25 protein-coding genes are annotated in these 23,535 nt (G+C 70.3%); 17 read left to right on the top strand and 8 right to left on the bottom strand.

Features of this window, described 5'->3' with window-relative positions; all coding sequences use genetic code 11:
* Window positions 1-171 precede the first annotated feature (171 nt).
* From gyrA to MKK67_RS13145, 5 genes are all read left to right on the top strand, one after another.
* Complete coding sequence (gene gyrA, locus MKK67_RS13165) at window positions 172-2,964, top strand: DNA gyrase subunit A (RefSeq protein WP_243965447.1); 2,793 nt, start codon at window positions 172-174, stop codon at window positions 2,962-2,964.
* Between the two features lie 61 nt (window positions 2,965-3,025).
* A complete protein-coding gene (gene coaD / locus MKK67_RS13160; protein ID WP_147855446.1) occupies window positions 3,026-3,529 on the top strand; it encodes a pantetheine-phosphate adenylyltransferase in 504 nt (167 codons plus the stop codon).
* 27 nt (window positions 3,530-3,556) lie between these two features.
* Window positions 3,557-4,105, top strand: a complete 549-nt coding sequence (locus MKK67_RS13155) for a peptidylprolyl isomerase (RefSeq protein ID WP_243965444.1) — start codon at window positions 3,557-3,559, stop codon at window positions 4,103-4,105.
* Between the two features lie 9 nt (window positions 4,106-4,114).
* Entirely contained in the window at window positions 4,115-4,612 is a 498-nt protein-coding gene (locus MKK67_RS13150; RefSeq protein WP_243965441.1) for a hypothetical protein, read from the top strand.
* 68 nt (window positions 4,613-4,680) lie between these two features.
* Complete coding sequence (locus MKK67_RS13145; RefSeq protein ID WP_058192188.1) at window positions 4,681-5,142, top strand: peptidylprolyl isomerase; 462 nt, start codon at window positions 4,681-4,683, stop codon at window positions 5,140-5,142.
* Window positions 5,143-5,348: 206 nt separating this feature from the next.
* On the opposite strand, the gene mobA is transcribed toward MKK67_RS13145, so the two are convergent.
* The gene (mobA, locus tag MKK67_RS13140; protein ID WP_313899017.1) at window positions 5,349-6,005 is read right to left on the bottom strand and encodes a molybdenum cofactor guanylyltransferase MobA; all 657 of its coding nucleotides are present in this window, start codon (window positions 6,003-6,005) and stop codon (window positions 5,349-5,351) included.
* A gap of 7 nt (window positions 6,006-6,012) precedes the next feature.
* Window positions 6,013-7,161, bottom strand: coding sequence for an iron-sulfur cluster carrier protein ApbC (gene apbC / locus MKK67_RS13135; RefSeq protein WP_243965440.1), 1,149 nt, complete (start codon window positions 7,159-7,161; stop codon window positions 6,013-6,015).
* 174 nt (window positions 7,162-7,335) lie between these two features.
* On the opposite strand from apbC, the gene MKK67_RS13130 reads away from it, so the two are divergent.
* Both MKK67_RS13130 and MKK67_RS13125 read left to right on the top strand, forming a co-directional pair.
* Window positions 7,336-7,653, top strand: a complete 318-nt coding sequence (locus MKK67_RS13130) for a DUF1778 domain-containing protein (protein WP_243965527.1) — start codon at window positions 7,336-7,338, stop codon at window positions 7,651-7,653.
* Window positions 7,650-8,168, top strand: coding sequence for a GNAT family N-acetyltransferase (locus tag MKK67_RS13125; protein ID WP_243965433.1), 519 nt, complete (start codon window positions 7,650-7,652; stop codon window positions 8,166-8,168). The genes MKK67_RS13130 and MKK67_RS13125 overlap by 4 nt, the downstream gene beginning before the upstream one ends.
* Window positions 8,169-8,179: 11 nt before the next feature.
* Here MKK67_RS13125 and MKK67_RS13120 read toward each other — a convergent pair whose 3' ends face one another.
* Window positions 8,180-8,479, bottom strand: a complete 300-nt coding sequence (locus MKK67_RS13120) for a hypothetical protein (RefSeq protein ID WP_243965429.1) — start codon at window positions 8,477-8,479, stop codon at window positions 8,180-8,182.
* Window positions 8,480-8,607: 128 nt separating this feature from the next.
* Here MKK67_RS13120 and MKK67_RS13115 point away from each other — a divergent pair, with 128 nt between their 5' ends.
* From MKK67_RS13115 to MKK67_RS13070, 10 genes are all read left to right on the top strand, one after another.
* Window positions 8,608-9,111 carry a pyridoxamine 5'-phosphate oxidase family protein gene (locus MKK67_RS13115; protein WP_243965427.1) on the top strand — a complete coding sequence of 168 codons (504 nt, stop codon included), beginning with the start codon at window positions 8,608-8,610 and terminating at the stop codon, window positions 9,109-9,111.
* A 128-nt stretch (window positions 9,112-9,239) separates the two neighbouring features.
* A complete protein-coding gene (locus tag MKK67_RS13110; protein WP_243965425.1) occupies window positions 9,240-10,532 on the top strand; it encodes a nicotinate phosphoribosyltransferase in 1,293 nt (430 codons plus the stop codon).
* A gap of 279 nt (window positions 10,533-10,811) precedes the next feature.
* Window positions 10,812-12,263: an MmgE/PrpD family protein gene (locus MKK67_RS13105; RefSeq protein WP_243965420.1), complete on the top strand. Its 1,452-nt coding sequence runs from the start codon at window positions 10,812-10,814 to the stop codon at window positions 12,261-12,263.
* A gap of 53 nt (window positions 12,264-12,316) precedes the next feature.
* A complete protein-coding gene (locus MKK67_RS13100; protein WP_243965415.1) occupies window positions 12,317-12,619 on the top strand; it encodes a hypothetical protein in 303 nt (100 codons plus the stop codon).
* Window positions 12,603-13,100 (top strand): hypothetical protein, encoded by a 498-nt coding sequence (locus MKK67_RS13095; protein ID WP_243965413.1) that lies wholly within the window; start codon window positions 12,603-12,605, stop codon window positions 13,098-13,100. The genes MKK67_RS13100 and MKK67_RS13095 overlap by 17 nt, the downstream gene beginning before the upstream one ends.
* Before the next feature lie 154 nt (window positions 13,101-13,254).
* Window positions 13,255-15,279 carry an AI-2E family transporter gene (locus MKK67_RS13090; protein WP_243965412.1) on the top strand — a complete coding sequence of 675 codons (2,025 nt, stop codon included), beginning with the start codon at window positions 13,255-13,257 and terminating at the stop codon, window positions 15,277-15,279.
* A gap of 95 nt (window positions 15,280-15,374) precedes the next feature.
* Window positions 15,375-16,163, top strand: a complete 789-nt coding sequence (hisN, locus tag MKK67_RS13085; RefSeq protein ID WP_243965408.1) for a histidinol-phosphatase — start codon at window positions 15,375-15,377, stop codon at window positions 16,161-16,163.
* 523 nt (window positions 16,164-16,686) lie between these two features.
* Window positions 16,687-17,793: a hypothetical protein gene (locus MKK67_RS13080; protein ID WP_243965406.1), complete on the top strand. Its 1,107-nt coding sequence runs from the start codon at window positions 16,687-16,689 to the stop codon at window positions 17,791-17,793.
* Window positions 17,794-17,983: 190 nt separating this feature from the next.
* Window positions 17,984-19,429 (top strand): YcjX family protein, encoded by a 1,446-nt coding sequence (locus MKK67_RS13075; RefSeq protein WP_243965404.1) that lies wholly within the window; start codon window positions 17,984-17,986, stop codon window positions 19,427-19,429.
* A gap of 374 nt (window positions 19,430-19,803) precedes the next feature.
* Window positions 19,804-20,832 (top strand): YcjF family protein, encoded by a 1,029-nt coding sequence (locus MKK67_RS13070; protein WP_243965399.1) that lies wholly within the window; start codon window positions 19,804-19,806, stop codon window positions 20,830-20,832.
* Window positions 20,833-20,842: 10 nt separating this feature from the next.
* Here the strand turns inward: MKK67_RS13070 and MKK67_RS13065 are convergent, their stop codons facing one another.
* The 5 genes from MKK67_RS13065 to MKK67_RS13045 form a co-directional block, all read right to left on the bottom strand.
* A complete protein-coding gene (locus MKK67_RS13065) occupies window positions 20,843-21,073 on the bottom strand; it encodes a hypothetical protein (RefSeq protein ID WP_243965397.1) in 231 nt (76 codons plus the stop codon).
* A 93-nt stretch (window positions 21,074-21,166) separates the two neighbouring features.
* The gene (locus MKK67_RS13060; protein ID WP_313899016.1) at window positions 21,167-21,454 is read right to left on the bottom strand and encodes a type II toxin-antitoxin system RelE/ParE family toxin; all 288 of its coding nucleotides are present in this window, start codon (window positions 21,452-21,454) and stop codon (window positions 21,167-21,169) included.
* Window positions 21,451-21,693: a CopG family ribbon-helix-helix protein gene (locus tag MKK67_RS13055; protein WP_243965395.1), complete on the bottom strand. Its 243-nt coding sequence runs from the start codon at window positions 21,691-21,693 to the stop codon at window positions 21,451-21,453. Before MKK67_RS13055 ends, MKK67_RS13060 begins: the two co-directional genes overlap by 4 nt.
* Window positions 21,694-21,746: 53 nt before the next feature.
* Entirely contained in the window at window positions 21,747-22,298 is a 552-nt protein-coding gene (locus MKK67_RS13050; RefSeq protein WP_243965393.1) for an RBBP9/YdeN family alpha/beta hydrolase, read from the bottom strand.
* Window positions 22,299-22,404: 106 nt separating this feature from the next.
* Entirely contained in the window at window positions 22,405-23,478 is a 1,074-nt protein-coding gene (locus tag MKK67_RS13045; RefSeq protein WP_243965391.1) for a UV damage endonuclease UvsE, read from the bottom strand.
* Window positions 23,479-23,535: the final 57 nt, after the last annotated feature.

The raw sequence follows: 23,535 nt of genomic DNA, 5'->3' as shown, positions 1-23,535 counted from the left end.
GCAGCCCGCGCCCCGGCCGGATCGGGCCGGGGCGCGGCCTTGTGCGCGGGCGCGGAAAAGCTTATTTAACCACCTGATATCACTGCTGTTCCGCAAGGCCGTCCGGGCGCTCCGCGCGCCACCGGGACGATCGCCAGCACCGCCCCTCCGGGCCTGATAACGGGTACTTCCTTGGCCGAGACCGATCCGACGGGCACCACCCCGCCCGCCAGCGACATTCGCCCCGTCTCCATCACCGACGAGATGCGCCGCTCCTACCTCGATTACGCCATGAGCGTGATCGTGAGTCGCGCGCTTCCCGACGCGCGCGACGGGCTGAAGCCGGTCCACCGCCGCATCCTGTATTCCGCCTTCGAATCCGGGCACCTGCCGGAGCGGAAATACGTCAAGTCGGCCCGCATCGTCGGCGACGTGATCGGTCTCTACCACCCGCACGGCGACCAATCGATCTACGACGCCTTGGTGCGGATGGCGCAGGACTTCTCCATGCGCCTGATGCTCATCGACGGGCAGGGCAATTTCGGTTCGGTCGACGGCGACCCGCCAGCGGCCATGCGCTACACCGAATCGCGCCTGGACAAGCCGGCGACCGCGTTGCTCTCGGACATCGACAAGAACACCGTCGACTTCCAGCCGAACTACGACGAATCGCGGGAGGAGCCCAAAGTCCTCCCGGCCCGGTTCCCGAACCTCCTGGCCAACGGCGCCGGCGGCATCGCGGTCGGCATGGCGACCAATATTCCGCCGCACAATCTCGGCGAGCTGATCGACGCCTGCATGGCGCTGATCGACGATCCGGGGCTCACCATCGAGCAGCTGACCGAGATCGTCCCCGGGCCGGACTTCCCCACGGGCGGCATGATCCTCGGCCGGGCCGGCACCCGGCAGGCCTACGCCACCGGCCGCGGCTCGGTGATCATGCGCGCCAAGTCGCATGTCGAGGAGCTGCGCAAGGAGCGCGAGGCGCTGATCTTCACCGAGATCCCGTATCAGGTGAACAAGGCGACGCTGGTCGAGAAGATCGCCGAGCTCGTGAAGGAGAAGCGGGTCGAGGGCATCTCGGACCTGCGCGACGAGTCCGACCGCAGCGGCATGCGCATCGTGGTCGAGATCAAGCGCGACGCCATGGCCGAGGTGGTGCTGAACCAGCTCTACCGGTTCACGCCGCTGCAATCCTCCTTCGGCTGCAACATGGTCGCCCTCAACGGCGGCCGGCCGGAGCTGATGAACCTGAAGGACCTGCTCCAGGCCTTCGTCGACTTCCGCGAGGAGGTCGTCTCCCGGCGCACCAAGTTCCTGCTCGGCAAGGCCCGCGAGCGCGCCCACGTGTTGTGCGGCCTCGCCATCGCGGTCGCCAATATCGACGAGGTGATCCGGCTGATCCGCACCTCGCCGGATCCGAACACGGCCCGCGAGGCCCTGATGAGCCGCGACTGGCCGGCCCACGACATCGCGCCGCTGATCGCGCTGGTGGACGACCCGCGCCACCGGGTCGCCGAGGACGGCACCTATCGCCTGTCCGAGACCCAGGCCCGCGCCATCCTCGACCTGCGCCTGCAGCGCCTCACGGCTCTCGGCCGCGACGAGGTCGGCGACGAGTTGAAGACGCTGGCCGACGAGATCGCCGACTATCTCGACATCCTGCGCTCGCGCGCCCGGATCCAGGCGATCGTCAAGGACGAACTCGTCGAAGTGCGGCAGCAATTCGCCACGCCGCGCCGGACCGAGATCGTCGACTACGATTCGAGCGTCGACGACGAGGACCTGATCGCCCGCGAGGACATGGTCGTGACCGTGTCCCATGCCGGCTACGTCAAGCGCGTGCCGCTCTCGACCTACCGGGCCCAGCGCCGGGGCGGGAAGGGCCGCTCAGGGATGGCGACCCGCGACGAGGATTTCGTCACCCGCCTGTTCGTGGCCAACACCCACACGCCGGTGTTGTTCTTCTCCAGCCAGGGCCAAGTCTACAAGGAGAAGGTCTGGCGCCTGCCGATGGCCGCCCCGAACGCCCGCGGCAAGGCGCTGGTGAACATCCTGCAGCTCCAGGACACCTCCGAGCGCATCACCACGATCATGCCGCTGCCCGAGGACGAGGCGTCCTGGGAGACCCTCGACGTGATGTTTGCGACCGCCAGCGGCAACGTCCGGCGCAACAAGCTGTCGGACTTCGTCCAGGTGAACCGCAACGGCAAGATCGCCATGAAGCTCGATCCGGGCGACCACATCGTCCATGTCGAGATCTGCCGGCCGGACCAGAACGTGCTGCTGACCACGGCGATGGGGCAGTGCATCCGCTTCCCCGTGGAGGACGTGCGCGTGTTCAAGGGCCGCGATTCCACCGGCGTGCGCGGCATCCTGCTGGCCAAGGACGACCGGGTCATCTCGATGACGATCCTGAACGCCTTCGACGCCAGCGCCGAGGAGCGGACCGGCTACCTGAAGATGCGCCGCGCCGTCACCGGCGAGGCGGAGGAGGGCGTCGAGGTCGAGGCCGAGGACGGCGCCGAGGCCGCCGCGATCTCCCAGGAGCGCTACGCCGAGATGGGCGCGGCCGAGCAATACGTGCTCACCCTGTCCGAGCGGGGCTACGGCAAGCGCTCGTCGTCGTTCGAGTACCGGACCTCGGGGCGTGGCGGTAAGGGCATCACGGCCATGCGGGTCAACGACCGCAACGGCAGCCTCGTGGGCTCCTTCCCGGTCGAGGCCACGGACCAGATCATGCTGGTCACCGACCGCGGCCAGCTGATCCGGGTGCCGGTGGACGACATCCGCATCGTCGGCCGCGCCTCGCAGGGCGTGACCGTGTTCAACACCGCCAAGGACGAAAAGGTCGTGTCGGTGGAGCACATCGTGGGCGAGGACGACACCGAAGCCGGCGCCGAGGGCGGCTTGGACGGCGGCCTGGACGGCGGCATCGAGGGCGGCCCCGATGCTAGTCCGGAGGGCGGCCCCGAGGAGGTGTGAGGCTCCGGCCCGCGCACCCCGAGGTTCCGTCCGGCGCAAAAATGCTCTAGGTCGGGCTTCGATGACCCGCACCGCCCTCTATGCCGGCTCGTTCGATCCGGTCACGAACGGCCATCTCGACGTGGTCCGCCAAGCCTGCCGGCTGGTGGACCGCCTCGTGATCGCCATCGGCGTCCATCCCGGGAAGGCGCCGCTGTTCTCCGCCGAGGAGCGCGCCGCGCTGCTCGCCGAGACCTGCGGGCCGGTGGCGCAGGCCGAGGGCGCGACGCTGGAGATCGCGACCTTCGCCGACCTCGCGGTCTCGGCCGCACGGCGCTGCGGCGCATCGATCTTCATCCGCGGCCTGCGCGACGGCACGGATCTCGACTACGAGATGCAGCTCGCCGGTATGAACGGCGCCATGGCGCCCGAGGTGCAGACGGTGTTCCTGCCCGCCTCGACCCAGGCGCGCCCGATCACCGCGACGCTGGTGCGCCAGATCGCCGGCATGGGCGGGGACGTCTCGCCCTTCGTGCCCGCCGCCGTCGCCGACCGCCTCCGGCAGCGCTTCGCCGCCACCGCCTGATCCTCTGACGTTTCTGGAAGGAACCCGATGAACCGCCGCTACGCCCTTCTCGCGCTCGCCCTCATGGTCGGCTCCGTCCCGGCCGCGCGGGCCGCCGACGCCAACACGGTCTATCTCGAGACCAAGGACGGGCGCATCACCATCGCGCTGCGGCCGGACCTCGCCCCCAAGCACGTCAAGCAGATCAAGACGCTGGTTTCCCAGGGCTTCTACGACGGCCTGAAGTTCCACCGGGTGATCGACGGCTTCATGGCCCAGACCGGTGACCCGAAGGGCAACGGCACCGGCGGCTCCAGCCTGCCGAACATTCCGGGCGAGTTCTCGCAGACGGCCGAGTTCCGCCGCGGCACCGTTGGCATGGCGCGCTCGTCGGATCCGAACTCGGCCAATTCGCAGTTCTTCATCTGCCTCGGCGACGCGCCGTTCCTGAACAAGCAATACACCGTCGTGGGCAACGTCACGGACGGCCTCGACGTGCTCGACAGGATCAAGAAGGCCGCCCCCGGCGCGCCGGGCGGTGCCGTGCAGGATCCGGACAAGATCGTCCGCATGACGCTCGCCGAGAAGGCGAAGTAGCGCCCGCCGATGTGGCGCCGGCTGGCCGTGATCGGCGTGCTCGTCCTCGCTCCGGCGGCGGCGCGTGCCTATGACGGCTTCTATGCCTATGGCGGCTATGCCGACGAGCCCGGCGGCGGCTACCCGTTGAGCCTCCCGCAGACCCTGCGGGGCACCGTCGCGGTGCCGCTCGCGCATCAGCCGGCCCGGGCGGCCGACACCCTCGCCGAACTCTACCCGGTGCTGGCCGCCTGCTGGCAGCCGCCCGCCGGACTCGGCCGGCCGGAAGCGGGGTCCGACGACGTCGAGATCACCGCGCGGCTGTCGCTGCGGCGCGACGGCAGCCTGCTCGGCCCCCCACGCATCACCTACGCGGCGGGGTACGCGCGGAACCAGCGCCGGTCGCTGGTGCGGGCGACCCTGGACGCGCTCGCCGGCTGCACGCCGGCCAAGATCACCCCGGGCCTCGGCCGGGCGATCGCCGGGCGGCCGGTGGCCCTCCGCTTCGTCTACCGCCCGCCGGCCTGACCGTTTCACGCGCGCTCGCCGGATCCGGCGGGCGCCGCTACAGTCCCACCAACAGGAAGGACCTACCCATGGCCGACACCGAAACCCTCATCCTCGAGACCACCAAGGGCCGCGTCGTGATCGGGCTGCGCCCCGACCTCGCCCCGGGCCATGTCGAGCGGATCAAGACGCTGGCCGCCCAGGGCTTCTACGACGGCGTGCCGTTCCACCGGGTGATCGAGAACTTCATGGCCCAGACCGGCGACCCGACCGGGACCGGCTCGGGCGGCTCCGAGCTGCCGGACCTGAAGGCCGAGTTCAACGCCGAGCCGCACGTGCGTGGCACCTGCTCGATGGCCCGCACCAACTTCCCGCACTCGGCGAACTCGCAGTTCTTCATCTGCTTCGACGACGCGCGCTTCCTCGACAAGCAGTACACGGTCTGGGGCAAGGTCGTGGAGGGCATGGACGTGGTCGACACGATCAACAAGGGCGAGCCGCCGCGCTCCCCGGACAAGATCGTCAAGGCGAGCGTGGGCGAAGCGGCCTAGTTTGAAACTTGGCCGCCCATGCGCGCGACAGGTGCGAGCACGGGCGGCCGGTCAGAGGGTCCGCACCGCCTTTCCCGTCATTGCGAGCGGAGCGAAGCAACCTAGGGCAGCGCGCGATCCTCGAACGTGGCGTTTCCCTGGGTTGCTTCGCTCCGCCCGTAATGACGGTGCGGGACGAGCAATCCGCCCGGACACCATCGGGGCGCTCAAGCGCTTGGCAGTCCTTCGGCAGCACGGCCCGTTTGGGCGAGCCCGCGGTCGAGTTCTGGAGCCGCAGCCAGATCCTCCAGCGTGTTGAGGTTCAGGAACGGATCGACCGTTTCAACCGGCCACTCCACGACGGCCGCGCCGTGGCACGCGATGAACGCGCCGACCCGCCGCTCGTCCCGCTCCACCAGGGCGCGGCGCAGATCCGCCCGCAGCTCCACCGGCCAGAGCGCCACGGTGTAGTGCTCGTGCCCGCCCGAGGCGGCGAGCGCGATCGGCGAGTCCTTCAGGGCTGATCCGAGCCGCGCGGCGAGATCGCCCGGCAGGAACGGGGCGTCCCCGGGCACGCTCAGGACATGGGTCACACCCGGATGATGCGCGGCGGCATGCTCCAGCCCTGCCAGCAGGCCGGCGAGTGGTCCGAGCTGGCCCGGCAGCGGATCCGCCAGTACCGGCCCCGGAAACCCGCCGAACCGCGCCGGATCGCCGTTGGCGCTGAGCGCGAGCCCCGCCCCGCATTGCGAGCCGAGCCTCGTGACCACCCGATCGAGCAGCGTCCGCCCGCCCAATCGCATCAGCGGCTTGTCGACGCCGCCCATCCGCCGGCCGAGGCCGCCCGCGAGGATCAGGCCCAGGATCTGCGAGCGGTCGACCACGAAAAAATCACTCGAAGACGATCTTCGGCGCGGTGCGCCCGGCCGGGGCACCCGAAAGGTTCGCCCATAGGGACTTGGCGATGTCGCGGTAGATTTTAGCGTGCGGGCCGTCCGGATCGGTCGCCACCACGGGGCGGCCGGAATCCGAGGTCTCCCGGATGGCCATGTCGAGGGGGACCTCGCCGAGGAACGGCACGCCGAGGCGCTGCGCCTCGATGCGAGCCCCGCCATGCCCGAAGATGTGCGAGGCGTGGCCGCAATTCGGGCAGATGAAGGTCGCCATGTTCTCGATCACCCCGAGGATCGGGACCGCGACCTTCTTGAACATGGTCACGCCCCGGCGGGCGTCGATCAGCGCGAGGTCCTGGGGCGTCGAGACGATGACGGCGCCCGAGAGCGGGGTTGCCTGGGCCATGGTGAGCTGGGCGTCGCCGGTGCCCGGCGGCATGTCGACGATGAGCACGTCGAGCTCGCCCCAGAGCACGTCGCGCAGCATCTGGGTGATGGCCGATTGCACCATCGGCCCGCGCCAGATCATCGCCGTCTCGGGCTCGATCAGGAAGCCGATCGACATGACCTTCAGCCCGTAGCCGACCATCGGCTCCATGGACTTGTTGTCGACGACGGTCGGCTTGCCCGACAGGCCGAACAGTTTCGGCACCGACGGCCCGTAGATGTCGGCATCGAGCAGGCCGACCTTCAGCCCCTGGGCCTGGAGGGCGAGGGCGAGGTTGCAGGCGGTGGTGGACTTGCCGACGCCGCCCTTGCCGGAGGCGACCGCCACGATGTGGCGCACGCCAGCGATCTGCGGCCCCTGGTTCGGCGGCGCCCCGGGCCTCGGCGGCGCGACCGGTGGCGGTGTCACCGGCCGGGGCGCGGCGTCGCTCTGGGCCGGCATGCCCGGGCCGCGCTCCGAAGTGAGGCTCGCGAACACGCCCGAGACGCCCGGCATCTGGAGGACGCGCCCCTCCGCCTGCCGCCGCACCGGCTCGAATCGCTCGGCCTCGCTCGGATCGACCAGGATCGAGAACATCACCCGGTTGCTCGGATCGACCACGACCTGGGACAGCCGCCCGGAGCCGGGCAGCGTGGTGCCGGCGGCATCGACGGTGACGGATTGGAGCGCGCGCAGCACGTCGTCGCGAGTGATCGCCAAATCGTCCTCCACCGGGAGCAAGCAGGTCCAATACCCGCTGCATGTAACCGAGCGCCGCGAGAACACCAGACCCCGCCCCGGCTATCGGGATTTCGCCCGTCCGCGACACCCAGCAGTTTCCCCTCGAAAATGCCGGCCGCTGGCCGTACATTCCAGGTCGGCACGGAGGTGGCGATGCGCAACGCTCAACGGTTGGAAGGCAGCTCGAAGAACCGGCGCCGGGCCGATCGATTGGAGGCCCGTGTGACGGCGGAGCAGAAGGCCCTCGTTGCGCATGCCGCAGCGCTCGAAGGACGCAGCATCACCGACTTCGTCCTGACGAGCGTCCAGGATGCCGCCAAGCGCGCCATCGCAGAGCATGAGGTAATCCAGCTCAGCGTTCGGGATTCCCGCGCCTTCGTGGAGGCGCTTCTCGCGCCGCGCGACCCCAGTGAACGGATGCGGGATCGCGTCGCCACTTACCGAACGCTGATGGGTGGCTCGGAGACGTGACCGTCGGCGCAAGGCCGGCCATCGAGCTCTTCGATGCCGGGCGGCACGATCGGTCCCGCTTCGCGTGCGGCGTCGACGCCCTCGATCGCTATCTCCGCTCGCAGGCCGGTCAGGATGCGCGCCGCCGGGTGGCGGCCCCCTATGTCCTTGTCGAGCCTCCGGAACCCGCCATCCTGGGCTTCTACACCCTCGCCAACACGTCGATCCGGGCCGCCGAATTGCCGGCGGCCTTCGTCAAGAGACTGCCGCGCTACCCCATCCTGCCGGCCACGCTGCTCGGGCGGCTGGCGGTCGACGCGACGCGGCGTGGCAAGGGGTTCGGCACGCTTCTCCTCCTGGATGCGCTATTGCGCTGCCTCAGGAGCGAGACGGCCTCCCTGGCGGTGGTGGTCGACGCGAAGGATGAAACCGCGGTCGCGTTCTACGAACGCCATGACTTCCTTCGGCTGCCCGATCAGCCCCGCCGTCTGTTCAAGCCGATGGCCGAGATCGAGACGCTGTTTGGCGACTCGTGAGGCCCCCGGCCTCACCGCCGTCCCGGGGGAACCGCGATCAGATTGCACTCTTCCATCGGGCCGCGCACCACGGTGCCGTCGCCGCGCCGGTAGGAGCCGTGGCGGACGTGGCGGCAGCCGAGCGGGCCGCGCAGGCGCTTCGCGCGTTCGATATGGACGCTGCCGGCGCGGCGCCCCGAAAAATCGTGGCCGCCGATCCGGACGCCCGGCCCGAACCGAACCTCGGCAGAGACTGGCGCAGCCGCCAGCCAGACCGATCCGATGAGCACGCTCAGGCCCAAACGGGTCCTCCACCGCCCGATCGTTCCCATCCCGAAACCGCCTGAACCAAGCGGGCCTTCGCCCGTTGTCGAGGCGACTTGCGGGCGGGGCCTCCCTGGAGGGGGCCGCCCGCGCGACTCGAACGCCACGTCGGCGACAAGCTAAGGAGATCGGTTTCATGCATCAGGGCAACCACCGCGACCACGAGGGCGCCAAGAAGCTGTTCGAGCTGGTCAAGGACGTGAAGATCGCCATGATGACCACCGTCGACGCCGAGGGGACGCTCAACAGCCGCCCGATGTGGAACAACGACGCCGACGAGAACGGCGATCTGTGGTTCTTCACCAAGCTGCACTCGCCCAAGACCACCGAGATCAGCAAGGACAACCAGGTGAACCTGGCCTATTCCGACCCGTCGAGCCAGACCTACGTGTCGGTGGCCGGCAAGGCCGAGATCGTGCGCGACCAGGCCAAGATCGACGAGAAGTGGAATGAGAGCCTGAAGACCTGGTTCCCCAACGGCAAGAACGATCCCGAGGTCGCGCTGATCCGGGTCCACCCGGAGAAGGGCGAGTACTGGGACAGCCCCAACAGCACGATGCTGCACCTCTACGGCTACGTGAAGGCGTCGCTCACCGGCGAGAGCCCCAAGACCGAGACCAAGAAGGTCGACCTCGCCTGATTTTTTGTGACTTGGCGACGTGGGTAACGAGGGGCGGCGCGTCGTAGAGACGGGCCGCCCTTCTTCTTGACGCGGCCGCGCCCGGCATGCGCTCTGCGCCGTGAGACGCGCGGACGAGTCCGAAAAACATGATTGATCTGGCGAAGCGGGTCTACGATCACAGCTTCCGCATCGACCCGATCGTGCGGTCGCTGCTCGACACCGATTTCTACAAGCTGCTGATGGCGCAGACGATCCTGCGGCGGCATCCGCAGATCGACACCACCTTCGGGATCACCAACCGCACGAAGCGCATCCGCATCGCCGACGAGGTCGATGCCGGGCTGCTGCGCGAGCAGCTCGACCATGCCCGCAGCCTCCGGCTCAGCAAGGGCGAGGTGACCTGGCTGCGCGGCAACGTGTTCCGCGGCCAGGGGCGGATCCTCGGCCCGGAATTCGTGGCGTGGTTCGAGGGTTTTCAGCTGCCGGACTACGAACTCGCGGTCCATGACGGCCAGTACGAGCTGACCTTCCACGGCCCCTGGATCGAGACCACGATGTGGGAGGTCCCGGCGCTGGCGATCCTCAACGAGCTGCGGGCGCGCGCCGTGCTGCGGGGCCTCGGCAAGCTCGACCTTCAGGTGCTCTACGCCCGGGCGATGACCCGGGTCTGGGAGAAGATCCAGCGGCTGCAGAAGCTGCCCGACCTGTCGGTAGCGGATTTCGGCACGCGGCGGCGCCACGGCTTCCTCTGGCAGGATTGGTGCGTGCAGGCGATGGCCGAGGGGCTGGGCAGCGCGTTCCTCGGCACCTCGAACTGCCTGATCGCCGCCCGGCAGGAGGTCGAGCCGGTGGGCACCAACGCCCACGAGTTGCCGATGGTCTACGCGGCGCTCGCCGAGGACGACGCGGCGCTCGCTGCCGCGCCCTACCGGGTGCTGGCCGACTGGCAGGAGGATTACGACGGCAACCTGCGGGTCATCCTGCCCGACACCTACGGCACCACCGGGTTCCTGGCGAACGCCCCGGACTGGGTGAGCGACTGGACCGGGATCCGCATCGATTCGAAGGATCCGATCGCGGGCGGCGAGGAGGTGATCCGGTTCTGGCAGGATCGCGGATACGATCCCGGGGACAAGCTCGCGATCTTCTCCGACGGGCTCGACATCGACGAGATCGAGCGCATCCACGGCCATTTCCACGGACGCATGCGCATCGGCTACGGCTGGGGCACCCTGCTCACCAACGACTTTCGGGGTCTCCTGCCGGACGGCAAGTTCGATCCGGTCTCGGTGGTCTGCAAGGTCGTGGAGGCGAACGGCCGCCCGACGGTCAAGCTCTCCGACAACCCGACCAAGGCGCAGGGGCCGGCCGACGAGATCGCCCGCTACCGCCGGGTTTTCGAGGTCGGCGAGCAGGAGGCTTTGCCGGTGTTGGTGTGAGGCGCGAGGCCCTTTCCCGGACACCTGGAACGTCAGTGGACGGTGATCCGGGACCCAGCACGAAAAGCGCCGCGCAGCGGCCTCTTACCTAAACCACACAGACGCTGCGCGTCGTCTTGCGCTGGATCCCGGGTCGCATTCCGCTCACGCTCCATGCGCCCGGGAAAGGGCGGTGCCTGCGCGCAGATACGAAACGCCCCCTGACGGACCCGCGCCTTATTCAGTATCGTGTCGACCAACAGGGCAAGCCCCACGCGGCTCGCCCCACGGGAGAACGCCATGACCCTAAACCGTCGCTCGCTCATCGGCGCCGCGGGCCTCGCCCTGGCGGCGCCGGCCCTCGACGGCGCGCAGGCCGCCGAGGCTGCGAAGCCGGCCGCCAAGGCGCCGCCGCCCGTCACGAAAATCCTGGCGCAGTGGATCCTGGCCTCGTCCTACGACACCCTGCCCGAAAACGTCCGCCGCGAGGGCGTGCGCAGCTTCCTCAACTGGGTCGGCGTGGCGATCGGCGGTTCGCACCACGAGACCGTGGATGTGGCGGTCTCGGCGCTGCAACCCTTTTCCGGGCCGCCGCAGGCCGGCCTGTTCGGCCGCGCGGAGCGGTTCGACATCATGAACGCCGCCTTCTTGAGTGGCGTGGCGAGCCACATCTTCGATTTTGACGACACCCACCTGAAGACGATCATCCATCCGGCCGGCCCGGTCGCCTCGGCGATCCTGGCCTATGCCCAGATGAAGCCGGTCTCGGGGAAGGACTTCCTCGACGCGTTGGTGGTCGGAATCGAGACCGAGTGCCGGATCGGCAACGCGGTCTACCCGAACCATTACGATGCCGGCTGGCACATCACCGGCACCTGCGGACCGTTCGGCGCCGCGGCCGCCGTCGGCAAGCTGATGGGGCTCACCGAACAGCAGATGATCTACGCGCTGGGGCTCGCCGCCTCGCAGCCGGTGGGCCTGCGCGAATCGTTCGGCTCGATGAACAAGAGCTTCAATCCCGGCCGGGCGGCCTCGAACGGCCTGTTCGCGGCGATCCTGGCGGCCAAGGGTTTTACCTCCTCGGACGGCATGATCGAGGCCAAGCGCGGCTGGGCCAACACCATCTCGACCAAGCAGGACTGGTCCGAGATCACCGACGGGCTGGGCACCCGCTACGAGGCGCTGCTCAACACCTACAAGCCCTTCGCCTGCGGCATCGTCATGCATCCGACGATCGATGCGGGCGTGCAGATCCGCGACCAGGACCATGTCCGGCCGGAGGACATCGCCCGGGTCGATCTCAAGGTCCACCCGCTGGTGCTGGAGCTCACCGGCAAGACCGCGCCGAAGACTGGGCTGGAGGGCAAGTTCAGCATCTACCACGCGGCCGCGATCGCCCTCGTGGAGGGCGCGGGCGGCGAGAAGCAGTTCAGCAACCGGGCGGTGAACGATCCGCGCGTCGTGGCCCTGCGCCAGAAGGTGGTGCCGGTGATCACTCCGGGCATCGACGCCGCGCAGGTCGACATGACCGTGACCTTGACCGACGGGCGGACCTTCCACCGCCGGATCGAGCACGCGATCGGCAGCGTCGAGACACCGATGTCCGATGCGCAGCTCGAGGCGAAGTTCGCCGATCTCGCCGCTGGGGTTCTGCCGGAGGCCCAGGCCAAGCGGGTGATGCAGATGTGCTGGTCGCTCCCCGAACTGAAGGATGTCGGCGAGGTGGCCCGGGCCGGGGTGCAGGGGGCGTAAGACGGCAGCGGACCGACGTTGACGGTCCGCTGTTCCGGCAGCAGGATCCCGGCATGGCCGACCTTCCGATGGCAGAGATTCGCGCGATCAGTCTTGATGCCGTTCACAGCGTCGCGGGCTCGCAGGCCGGCGATGCCGAGGTCGACATCCGTCTCGATTCGTCGGACGAGCCGGCCTACTTCATCACGCTGCAGCTGGATCGGACCCAGCAACCGCTCCTGACCCCGGCGGCGCGGATCCGTATCGGCCAGAGGATCCGGGACGCCCTGATCGAGGCCGGTGACGAACGCTACCCGTTCGTGCGCTTCCTCTCGCGCGACGACTGGAACGCCCGGGCCGGTGCTCGACCCGCTTGAGCTGCTCGCAGCGGCCCGTGCGCTGGCATCGGGACCGGCGCCGCGTGATGCCGAGCTTCGGCGCGCGATCTCGACGGCCTATTACGCACTGTTCCACACGACCTTGAAACTGGCGGCCGAGCGCTTCGTCGGAGCCGCCCAGAGCGGCACCGCGGCTTACGCGCTGGTGTATCGCGGCTTCGCCCACGGCCGGATGAAGGAAATCTGCCGTGCCATCGACAGGCCGGTTCTCAGCCAGCGGCATCAGGCGCTGCTGCAGCGGACGGGCGTCTCGCCTGCGGCACGGGAATTCGCCAGTGCCTTTGCCAGCTTGCAGGAGCTTCGGCACAGCGCCGATTACGACCCGCAGGTGGTCTTCCGGTCGTCGGACGCAGTGGACGCATGCGATGCAGCCGACCTCGCCATCCAGGCTCTTGCCACCATCAACGCAGCTGAACTTGCCGACATCCTGGCGCTCCTGCTGGTCGACGCGCGGACCTGACTACCGCCTGAGTCCGACGCTCCGCATCTGAAGCCCCCTCACGGATCCGCGAGGTAAGCGGGATCGTTTTCCGGCTCCGTGCCGTTCCCATGCCGCGAGGCCCCGCGACCCCGGCGGGCGCCCGCGTGTGGCGTTCGGGGCGTGGACTCGCAGCATGGGTACCAAAACCCCGGTCGGGGCGCAGCAGCCTGGACAGGCGCTGGTTCCGCCGCGTCCGACCCGGGTCGCCGCGGCCGAGACCCCACGGGCCACGATGGCCTCGCCGATCCTGGTCGGAGCCACCATCGTGGCGATCCTGTATTTCGGCCGCGAGATCTTCATCCCGATCGCGATCGCGCTGCTCCTGTCCTTCGTGCTGACGCCGCTGGTGAGCCGCCTGCGACGCCTTCGGCTGCCGCGGCTGGTAGCGGTGGGCGTGAGCGTCCTGCTGACGCTCGGGATCGTCGGTGCACTGGCGACGCTGATCGGCATCCAGGCGGCCGACCTCGTGGGCGACATCCCGCGCTACCGCGCCACCATTGAGCGCAAGATCGAGGGCCTGCGCACCTCGCCGGTGGGGCACATCACCGACTACGTCGCCAATATCGGCCGGGCGCTCCATACCGGCGGCCAGGAACAGGCCAAGGAGCCGGCTAAAGAACAGCCGCAAGCCGCGCCGCAGACCCCCGAAGCCGCCTCCGGGCTGGACCAAGCCAAGCCGGGCTCGAAACCCGTCGTGGTCGAGGTAGCGTCGACCCAGCCGGGGCCGCTGGAGATGCTCGGCACCCTGCTGTCGCCGGTGCTGCAGCCGTTGGCCACGGTGGGCATCGTCTTCGTGGTGCTGCTGTTCGTCCTGATGCAGCGCGAGGATCTGCGCGACCGCATGATCCGGCTCGCGGGGTCGAGCGACCTGCATCGCACCACCGGAGCGATCGACGACGCGGCCGGACGCCTCAGCCGCTACTTCGTGGTGCAGCTCGCCCTCAACACCGCCTTCGGGGTCGTGATCGGGATCGGGCTTTATGTCATCGGCGTGCCGAACCCGGTGCTCTGGGCGATTTTTTCCGGCCTGATGCGGTTCGTGCCGTATATCGGCGCGTTCCTGTCGGCGCTCCTGCCGATCATCCTGGCCGCCGCGGTCGATCCCGGCTGGAACATGATGATCGCGGTAACGATCCTGTTCCTGATCCTGGAGCCCCTCACCGGCCAGGTGTTCGAGCCGATCGTCTACGGCCAGTCCACCGGGCTCTCGCCGTTCGCGGTGCTGGTCTCGGCCCTGTTCTGGACCTGGCTGTGGGGGCCCGTGGGCCTGCTGCTGTCGACGCCGCTCACCGTCTGCCTGGTGGTGCTGGGGCGCCATGTCGAGCACCTCGAATTCCTCGACGTGCTGTTCGGCGACCGGCCGGCGCTGACGCCGGTTCAGAACTTCTACCAGCGCATCCTGGCGGGCGATTCCGAGGAGGTGCTGGGCCATGCCGAGCTGATCCTGCAGCAATGCTCGCTCTCATCTTACTACGACGAGGTCGTGCTCAAGGGCCTCGAACTTGCCGCCCGCGACGCCGCGCGCGGCGTGCTCACCGCCCAGCAGAAGGGGGCCATGCGCACCGCCCTCGGCGAGCTGATCGCCGACCTGTCCGAGCGCAGCGACGCGGGCACCGGGACGGCGGGGGAGGGGGCCGAGAACGCCTGCAGCCCCATGCCGATCGGCCCCTCGCCTGAGACCCTGCCGGAGGCCTGGACGCGTCAGGGCGCGGTGCTGTGCGTCTCCGGGCGCGGCTTCCTCGACGAGGCGGCGGCCGCGATCCTGGCGCAGATCCTGGAGAAGCGCGGCATCGGCATCCGCACGCTGCCGTTCTCGGACGCGTCCTCGGCGCGGATCGGCCGGTTCGAGCCGGGCGCCGCCCGGATGGCCTGCGTGGTCTCGCTGGCCTTGACCGGCGAGCCGACGCACCTGCGCCGGCTGGTCGGGCGCCTGCAGGAGCGGATGCCGGGGGTGCCGGTCCTGCTCGGCCTGTGGCTCGCCCAGAACGGTCAGTCGGAACGGGTGGCCCATGCCAAGGCGGGCGCGACGAACGCTGCCGGGCAGGTCGCCTCCCTGCGCGAGGCGATCGAGGCGGTTCTGGCCGCGGTCCAGGCCGACATCGCCGCCGCCCCGGGGGTCGGCACGACGGCACGAACGCCGGAACCGGCCGAGGCATGAGCAGAGGGGGCTTGACGGCCGGGGGGCCGCCCCGGTTTCGTCGCGCACCGGCCGGGCTACCGGACGGGTCGCGGGCAGAGCAGGGGGCAGGGCCGATGAGCGTCGTCGAACTCGGACGGTTCATGGACGATCTCGCGGACGCGTCCGGCAAGGCGATCCTGCCGTTCTTCCGCGCCCAGTTCGGCCTCGACGACAAGGCGCGCGGAGGCGCGCCGTTCGACCCCGTCACCGAGGCAGACCGGGCCGCCGAGGTGGTGCTCCGGGCGATGATCGGCCAGACCTTTCCCGGCCACGGCATCCTGGGCGAGGAATTCGGCGGCGAGCGCCTGGACGCCGAATGTGTCTGGGTGCTCGACCCGATCGACGGAACCCGCGCCTTCATCGCCGGCCTGCCGACCTGGGGCACGCTGATCGGCCTCACCCGCACCGGCGTGCCGGTGCGGGGGCTGATGCACCAGCCCTATCTCGGCGAGCGCTTCACCGGCGACGGCCGCCACGCCCGCCTGCGCGGCCCGGCGGGGGAGCGGACCCTGCGCACCCGACGCTGCGCCGATCTCGGCCAGGCGATCCTGGCCACCACCGATCCGCGCCTGTTCGCAGAAGGCGAGGAGGCCGAGCGCTTCCGCGCCCTGGAGGGCCAGGTGCGGCTGTCCCGCTACGGCGCCGATTGCTACGCCTATTGCATGCTGGCGGCCGGGCAGATCGACCTGGTGGTCGAGGCCGGCTTGAAGCCCTACGACATCGTCGCGCTGATCCCGATCGTCGAGGGCGCCGGCGGCCGGGTCACGGCCTGGGACGGCGGCTCGGCCGCCAACGGCGGACGGATCGTTGCGGCCGGCGACCCGCGCCTGCACGAGGCGGTCTTGAAGGTGCTGAACCCGTGAGGGGACGCGATCGGGCGAACAATAGGTTTGGCACGCAGCGGGAATTCGTTCTCCCATTGTGGGCTATGAAGTTCCCACATCTCCCAGTGCAAGACGCAACGCGCCCCCCTCCCTCTTGCAGCTACGGCCTACACAAGTTTGAGACACAGGCGCTGTTTCAGGCCGCGACGCGCCCCCTCTCCCGTGCGGGAGAGGGTTGGGGTGAGGGGCCAGGTTTTTCCGGAGACGTCGCATCCCTCACCCTGTCCCTCTCCCGCACGGGAGAGGGGACCCGCGCCTCCTGCGCCCGCGGCAGAACCACGGCTACGGTCGAAATCTGTGTAGGCGGTAGCCCTTGTGGTGAGGAGTTTGAGGCGGGGGTGGTTCAGAAGGCACCGCCACGCTCGATCCTGCGCCACCCCCACCCCTGGCCCCTCCTCCCCCCAACGGGAAGGGGAAACGCGCTGCGGTTCGGGGATCTCCTGCCGAACAACGGGATCGAGACGGGAGTCGTCGCGGTGCCGTACAGCCGGAGCCCGCCCGCGTGCTGCTGAACGCTCTCGTCCTGCTGGCGAGCCTGACGCCCCTCTTGGAGAACCGCGCCGCCACGCTCCTGGCCGCTCCGCCGGTGGCGACGGCCCCGGCCGAGGACGCGCCGCCGCACTTCGATCCCGCCGCCCGGTCGGTCTCCAACTGGCACGCGCAGGCCGGCGAATTCCTGCTGCCGCGGGCCCTGGCGCTGACCGCCCGGCTCGCCGAGGACCCGCCCTACGTCGCCCGCTGCGTCCGGCTGAACAACGGCTGGTGCATCAAGTCGGCCCGCTGGCCCGGGGAGATCGGCGCCGATGCCGAGGGCCACACCGCCTTCGCCACCCTGGCCGACGGGGCCGACGCGGCGGCGAGCCTGCTGCGCCGCTACGTCCGGGATTACGGCCGCCGCAACGCGCTCGCCATCGTGCGCCGCTGGGCGCCCTCCGAGTGCCGGGTCGCGACTCCGGCCCGGGTGGGCAGGGAGGTGGCGACGCCGGCCGTTTCGGCGACTTTGGCGCCCCGGGGGCTCGGCCGGACGCTGCGCGCCCGCTTCCTCGCCTCCCACCGGCCGGGCGGCGTGCCCCGGGGCCGGGCCAAGGCCCTGCGGGTGCAGCCCTGGTCGCCCCTCGCCCGGATGGCCGGCCGGCCCGCCGCGCGTCCGGCCGCCGCCCGCGTGCCGCGGGTGGCGATGCTCCAGCCGGTGCCCGACATCGCCGCCGGGATCTCGGCCGAGCCCAGCCGGGCGGGCACCACCCGCGGCGCCGCGGATCCCACGGCGCTCCTCGACCGCAAGGTGCCGAGCCCCGACCGGATGGTCGCGGAATCCGCGCAGCTGCCGTCCATCGCGGCCGGGCTGCCCCTGCTCGACCTGCGGCTGCCGGCCCCGCTCTGCACCGGCGACGAGGTCCGGATCCAGGCCTATGCGGCGCGGATCAGCGGCAGCGTCGGGCTGAAACCCGGCGACGACCTCGACCTGTTCGAGCCCGACGGCACACCGCGACCCAACCTGGCGCCGGTGATGCTGGCGATGTCGGCGGTGGAGCTCGGCACCCTCCGGGCCGGGCCAGAGCTCGTCGCCGGGGCCATCGCCCGCCTGAAGCCGACGACACCCGCCCCGTAAAATCCTGGTTTCAAAAGGTCTTCGACCTTTTGCGGGTGCAGGGCAGAGCCCTGCAAGTTTCCGGGCTCCGCCCCGGAACCCCGCCAAAGGGCTGAGCCCTTTGGAAACGCTAAGGCCGGGCAAGCCTTGCGGTTCGGGCCGAACCGCGCCACCTGTGCCCCGCCTCTTTTCCCAGACGACGAGCCCGCCCGTGCCCCTGACCGACCTTGCCGCACGCGCCGGCTCGGCCGTCAAAGCCTTCGCCGAAGCCTCGCACGACCTGCTGATCCAGCCGACCTTGCGGCTCGGGGTCACCGGGCTCGCGCGCTCGGGCAAGACCGTGTTCACCACGGCGCTGATCCACCACCTCGTGGAGGCGCACGCCCTGCCGGCCTTCGCGCCCGCGCAGGAGGGCCGCCTGCGCCGCGCCCGGCTGGTGCCGCAGCCCGACGACGACGTGCCACGCTTTCCTTTCGAGGAGCATTTCGCGACGCTCACCGAGGCCCGGCGTTGGCCGCGCTCCACCGACCGGATCAGCCAGTTCCGCCTGGAGATCGCCTACGAGCGCGCCGCCGGCTGGCGCAGCGGCCCCGCGACCCTGATGCTCGACGTGGTCGATTATCCGGGCGAATGGCTGCTCGACTTGGCGCTGATCGAGACCGGCTACACCGCGTGGTCCCGGGCCACGATCAACGGCACCCGCCGGCCTGGTCGGTCCACCGTGGCGGCGCCGTGGCTCGAGGCGCTCAAGGGCTTCGATCCCAACGGCCCCCTCGACGAGGTCGCGGCCGAGCGCGCCAGCGACGCGTTCAAGGCCTATCTGGCGGCCCTGCGCGCCGGCCCGGAATCGGTCGCCACGACGCCCCCGGGCCGCTTCCTGATGCCCGGCGACCTCGCGGGCTCGCCGGCCCTGACCTTCGCGCCGCTGGACAATCTCGCCGGCAGCATCGCCCCCGACAGCCTCGCCGGGCTGATGGAGCGGCGCTTCGAGGCCTACAAGGCCAAGGTCGTCACCCCGTTCTTCCGCGACCACTTCCAGCGGGTCGACCGGCAGATCGTGCTGGTGGACGTGCTCGCCGCCGTCGATGCCGGCGCCACGGCCCTGGCGGAGCTGGAGGAGGCGCTGGACGCGGTGCTGCTCAGCCTCAACATCGGCCGCAACACGGTGCTGTCGAAGCTGTTCGCGCCCCGGGCCGACCGGGTGCTGTTCGCCGCCACCAAGGCCGACCACCTCCACCAGACCAGCCACGACCGGCTCGACGCGCTGCTGCGCCTTCTCGTCTCCCGCGCCATGCGCCGCACCGAGGCCGCGGGCGCCCGGGTCGGCACCGTGGCCCTCGCCTCCGTGCGCGCCACCCGAGAAACCACGGTCCATGACGGCCCTGAGATCCTGCGCGCGGTGGCGGGAACGCCCGAGGCCGGCGAGACGGTGGGCGAGGAGGTGTTCGACGGCAACAGCGAGGCCGCGGTGTTCCCGGGCGAGTTGCCCGCCCGCGCGGAAGCCGTGCTGGAGGGCGCCGTCGCCCCGGGCTCGCTGCGCTTCCCCCGCTTCCGCCCGCCGCTGATCCGCCCCGACGGCCTCGGCCGCCCCGGCCACCTGCCGCAGATCCGCCTCGACCGGGCGATGCAGTTTCTGATCGGCGACAGGCTCGGGTGATGGGGAGGGTGGCTTTCCGCGTGGGCCGTGAGGCTTACACATTGCGTTCCGGTTCCTCTGAGGCTTGGCGAGACGCCCGGTCCGGACATGGCGCGCGCCATCCCTCCCCCCTCTGCGGGGGAGGGTGGGCCGGCCGTCAGGCCGGGTCAGGAGAGGGGCAGCGCGACGGTTCAGGATCTCACGCCTGTCGCGACCTGTCCGGAAGCGGCGCTCCCCTCTCCCGACCCCCTTCGGGGGCCACCCTCCCCCGCAGAGGGGGGAGGGAAATGCGCGTGAAGTCGACCGCGGCCCTCATGCATCACCCGACGCGCCAACAGCCCACCGCCGTGAGGGCAAAGCCCAAAACAATCCGCCCCCTCTGGAGGCCGTAAGCCATGTCCTCAGGCCAGAAGCCCCGCGCCTTCCGGATCAATCCCGAGCCGCCGCCGGGTCCCGGCGTGACCACGACGCCGCTCGCGGCCCGGCCGGAGCAGGCTCGGATCGTCGAGGAGCCGTTCGAGATCGTCGACGCAGCCGACGGCGTCGCGGTGCCGGTGGCGCCGCGGCGGCGCTCGCCCTGGGGGGCGCTGTTCCTGTCGGCGGCTGGCGGCCTGGTCTCCCTGGGGATCGGGCTCTCGGTCGAGCGGATGATCGCCGACCTGTTCCAGGCCGCGCCCTGGCTCGGCTGGGTGGCGCTCGCGCTGCTGGGTCTCGCCGGGCTGGCGCTCCTGGCGATTGTCGGGCGGGAATTGGCCGGCCTGCGCCGCGAGCGGAAGATCGAGCGGCTGCGGCAATCGGCGGTCGATGCGCTCGGCAGCCGCGACCATACCGGCGCGCAGGCGGTGGTGCAGGCGCTCTCGGCCTTCTACGCCGACCGCGAAGCCCTGGCGCCGGGCCGCGCCCGGATCGACGCCGCCGCCGACGCGATCCTCGACGTGGACGACCGGATCGGCCTGGCCGAGCACGAGTTGCTGGCCGGCCTCGACCGGCAGGCGCGCAACGCCATCGCGTCCGCCGCCAAGCAGGTGTCGGCGGTCACGGCGCTGTCGCCGCGGGCGATCGTCGACGTGGCGTTCGTGGTGTTCGCCGCCGTCCGGCTGCTGCGCCGGATCGCCGCCATCTACGGCGGCCGGCCGGGCTTCCTGGGATTCCTGCGGCTGGCGCGGGCCGCGGTCGGGCATCTCACCGTCACCGGCGGCATGGCGGTGGGTGAGAGCGTGATGCAGCAGGTGCTGGGGCTCGGGATCGCCGCCCGAGTCTCGGCCAAGCTGGGGGAGGGCGTGCTCAACGGGTTGATGACCGCCCGATTCGGGCTGGCCGCCCTCAATGTCTGCCGGCCGCTGCCGTTCGTGCGCGAGGCACCGCCGCGCCTCGCCGACGTGGCGGGCGAGCTGCTGCGCGCAGCCGAGCCCGAGGCGAAATAGGCCGGACCGGCTACTTGGCGGCCGCCGTGGCGGCGCGGCGATTGGCGATCCGGGTGAACATGTTGCCGGTGTAGTCGGCCACCTTCGGCTTCTCGACCTCGCCGACCTTCGCCTCGAACGCCTCGATGCGCTTCAGGAGCGCGGCGTCGTTGAACAGCGAACTGTTGAAGTTGATGTGGGCCCGTTGCCCGAGGGCGGCCTGGACCGCGTCGAGTCGTTCCAGAAGCTCTTTACGCGTCACGGTGCTCTCCAGGGGCGCCTTCGGGGCGAAGGACCGCCCAAGCCGACACTGGAGGCCGCGAGGGTAAACGGCGCGTTAACGGGGCTCGTCCCATCAGAATTTGGAGCGCGGCCAAGTGCGGGCTCCGTGCATGACGGCCAGGATCTCGATCACATCGCCAGCCACCCTGTAAGGGACGACGTACGGGGTTCTTGAAACCACCAGTTCCCGTGTGCCCGCGAGGCGGCCGGCACGGCCGAGATGAGGATGGAGTTTCAGGCTCTCGATCGCCCCGCGTATGCGCGCGATGACGCGGTTGGCCGCGGCCTGATCAGACTCGGAAATGTACCACCGCACGTGGTCGAGATCCCGGAGCGAGCGGCGGGTGAAACGCAGTCTCACCGCGGCTTGAAGGCGGCCTCCACCTCTTTCTCGGTAGCGAAATCACCGGCATCAGCCTCCCGCAGGGCGGCCTCGATCTCGGCACGCTGCCATGCATCCACGTCGAGATAGGCATCTACGGCGTCGTTAAGCAGATCAGCCGGCTGCCGATCCTGCACTTCGGCGAGCGCAACGAGGGCTGCTCGACGGTCTGGGTCGAGTAGCGACAGGGCAGAGACATTGCGATCTGGATGGATCATGTCGGCAGCGTAAGCGCGAGCCCGCCCCTGTGCAATTCCCGCCGCGCGCCGTCCTACAGCCCCTTCATGAACCCAGCGAGCCGCATCAGCCCCTCCGGCCACGGCCCGTGGCCGCTGGCGACGTTGATGTGACCCGATTCGCCAGCATCCACGATCAGGGCGCCCCAGGCATGGGCGAAATCATCGGCGCGGTCGTAGGTGCAATACGGATCGGTCCGGCTGGCGACCAGGAGCGACGGGAAGGGCAGGGGGTCCCGGGGCACCGGCGCGAAGGCGCGGGCCGCTTCGGGCAGGTCGGGCGCCTCATCGACATCCGGGCACGCCACGAACAGGGCGCCGCGCACGATACCCGGGGCGAAACGGGGCGCCGCCTCGACGCAGGCCACAACGCCGAGGCTGTGGGCGATCAGGATCACCGGCCGGGTCGCCGCTGCGACCGCCTCAATGATCCGCCCGCACCAGGCCTCGGGGGTCGGCGCGTGCCAGTCGTCCTGGGCGACCACCTGCGCGGTGGCGAGGCGGCCGGCCCAGCGGGCCTGCCAGTGGTCCTCGTCCGAGCCTCCGAGCCCCGGGACGATGAGGATGTCGCAATCGGCGGTCTTCATGCCGGCTGACTAGCGCATGATGCGGAAAAGTGGAATCCGGTTTTCCGGAATCATCATGCGCGAACAAAGTGCTAGCGCCGTCCGCAGAAGGCGTCGAGACCGTCCGTCACTCGGCCGCGATCGGCGCCGCCCGGGCCGGATCGGTGATGTGGCGGGCGATCTGGGTCGAGGCGTGGTTCTTGGCCTTCGCCTCGATCTCGAAATCGGCCCAGACCATGTGACGGGCGACGAGGTCGTTCACCGCCCGGTTCCACATCATGTCGGAATGGGCGGCGAGATCCCGGACCGCGTGGCCGGCGGCGCGCAGGGCCGGGAAGTCGGGCAGGGCATCCGGGTCGCATTCGGCCGAGACCGCCTCGCGGGAGACGCTGATATGGGCCACCGGCCGCACCCCGCGCCAGGACTCCCGCACCCGGGCGATGCGCGGATCGTCGGGCTCGATGTATTCGCCGCCGCTCTGGACCCAGTGATGGTGCAGATCGAGCACCACCGGCACGAGGTCGGCGAGCTGGAGCACGGCCTCGATCCCGAACACGTTCTCGTCGTTCTCGACCGTGACGAGGTCGCGCGCCACCTGGCTCGCCCGCGGCAGGGTCTCGCGGAACCCCGCCACGCCCGGATCGCCGGCGCCGACATGGATGTTGATGTGGGCGCCATGCGGATGCCAGCCGCCGCCATAGCCCATGCGGTCGAAGATCTCGGCGTGATAGTCGAGCTCCGACAGGCCGTTGGCGATCGCCGCCGGGTTGCGGCTCGCGATCAGGCAGAACGGCCCCGGGTGGAAGCTGAGGCGCACGCCGAGCCGGCGGGCCAGCGCCCCGGCCTCCGCGAGCCCACGCTCGACCAGGGAGACCATCTCGGGCTCGGCGTAGATCGCGCGGGCGATATCGTGGGTGTAGCCGGGCAGGACGTTGCTTGCCATGCGCAACAGGCGCTCGATCGGCGGCCGCGCCCCGACCCAGGCGATCTGGCGCGCCAGGGCATCGAGATTGTGCGCGACGAGCCCGGCGAGCTTCGCCCGCCGGGCGACGGGGTCCAGCTTGGCGAGATGCGCCATGGTCACGCTGGTCAGGTTCATGTGGAGCGTTGCCTCGCGCTCCGCCTTGAGGGTGGCGTGGGTACCGGGCGGCTCGTCCAGGACGAACTTGCAGCAGAATCCGAGGCGGGGCTGATCGCGCATAGGATGCACAACGCGCGTCGGCGCCAGGCGTGCCCGAAATCGGGCGCGGAACGGCCG

This window comes from Methylobacterium sp. J-072 (genome assembly GCF_022829425.1).
Classification (GTDB): domain Bacteria; phylum Pseudomonadota; class Alphaproteobacteria; order Rhizobiales; family Beijerinckiaceae; genus Methylobacterium.
This window is presented reverse-complemented; position numbering and strand designations above follow the sequence as displayed.

Coding starts and splice junctions, on each gene's coding strand:
- coaD (WP_147855446.1), top strand. CDS start 3,026: ATGACCCGCACCGCCCTCTATGCCGGCTCGTTCGATCCGGTCACGAAC.
- MKK67_RS13155 (WP_243965444.1), top strand. CDS start 3,557: ATGAACCGCCGCTACGCCCTTCTCGCGCTCGCCCTCATGGTCGGCTCC.
- MKK67_RS13150 (WP_243965441.1), top strand. CDS start 4,115: ATGTGGCGCCGGCTGGCCGTGATCGGCGTGCTCGTCCTCGCTCCGGCG.
- MKK67_RS13145 (WP_058192188.1), top strand. CDS start 4,681: ATGGCCGACACCGAAACCCTCATCCTCGAGACCACCAAGGGCCGCGTC.
- MKK67_RS13130 (WP_243965527.1), top strand. CDS start 7,336: ATGCGCAACGCTCAACGGTTGGAAGGCAGCTCGAAGAACCGGCGCCGG.
- MKK67_RS13120 (WP_243965429.1), bottom strand. CDS start 8,479: ATGGGAACGATCGGGCGGTGGAGGACCCGTTTGGGCCTGAGCGTGCTC.
- MKK67_RS13115 (WP_243965427.1), top strand. CDS start 8,608: ATGCATCAGGGCAACCACCGCGACCACGAGGGCGCCAAGAAGCTGTTC.
- MKK67_RS13110 (WP_243965425.1), top strand. CDS start 9,240: ATGATTGATCTGGCGAAGCGGGTCTACGATCACAGCTTCCGCATCGAC.
- MKK67_RS13105 (WP_243965420.1), top strand. CDS start 10,812: ATGACCCTAAACCGTCGCTCGCTCATCGGCGCCGCGGGCCTCGCCCTG.
- MKK67_RS13100 (WP_243965415.1), top strand. CDS start 12,317: ATGGCCGACCTTCCGATGGCAGAGATTCGCGCGATCAGTCTTGATGCC.
- MKK67_RS13090 (WP_243965412.1), top strand. CDS start 13,255: ATGGGTACCAAAACCCCGGTCGGGGCGCAGCAGCCTGGACAGGCGCTG.
- hisN (WP_243965408.1), top strand. CDS start 15,375: ATGAGCGTCGTCGAACTCGGACGGTTCATGGACGATCTCGCGGACGCG.
- MKK67_RS13070 (WP_243965399.1), top strand. CDS start 19,804: ATGTCCTCAGGCCAGAAGCCCCGCGCCTTCCGGATCAATCCCGAGCCG.
- MKK67_RS13055 (WP_243965395.1), bottom strand. CDS start 21,693: ATGATCCATCCAGATCGCAATGTCTCTGCCCTGTCGCTACTCGACCCA.
- MKK67_RS13050 (WP_243965393.1), bottom strand. CDS start 22,298: ATGAAGACCGCCGATTGCGACATCCTCATCGTCCCGGGGCTCGGAGGC.
- MKK67_RS13045 (WP_243965391.1), bottom strand. CDS start 23,478: ATGCGCGATCAGCCCCGCCTCGGATTCTGCTGCAAGTTCGTCCTGGAC.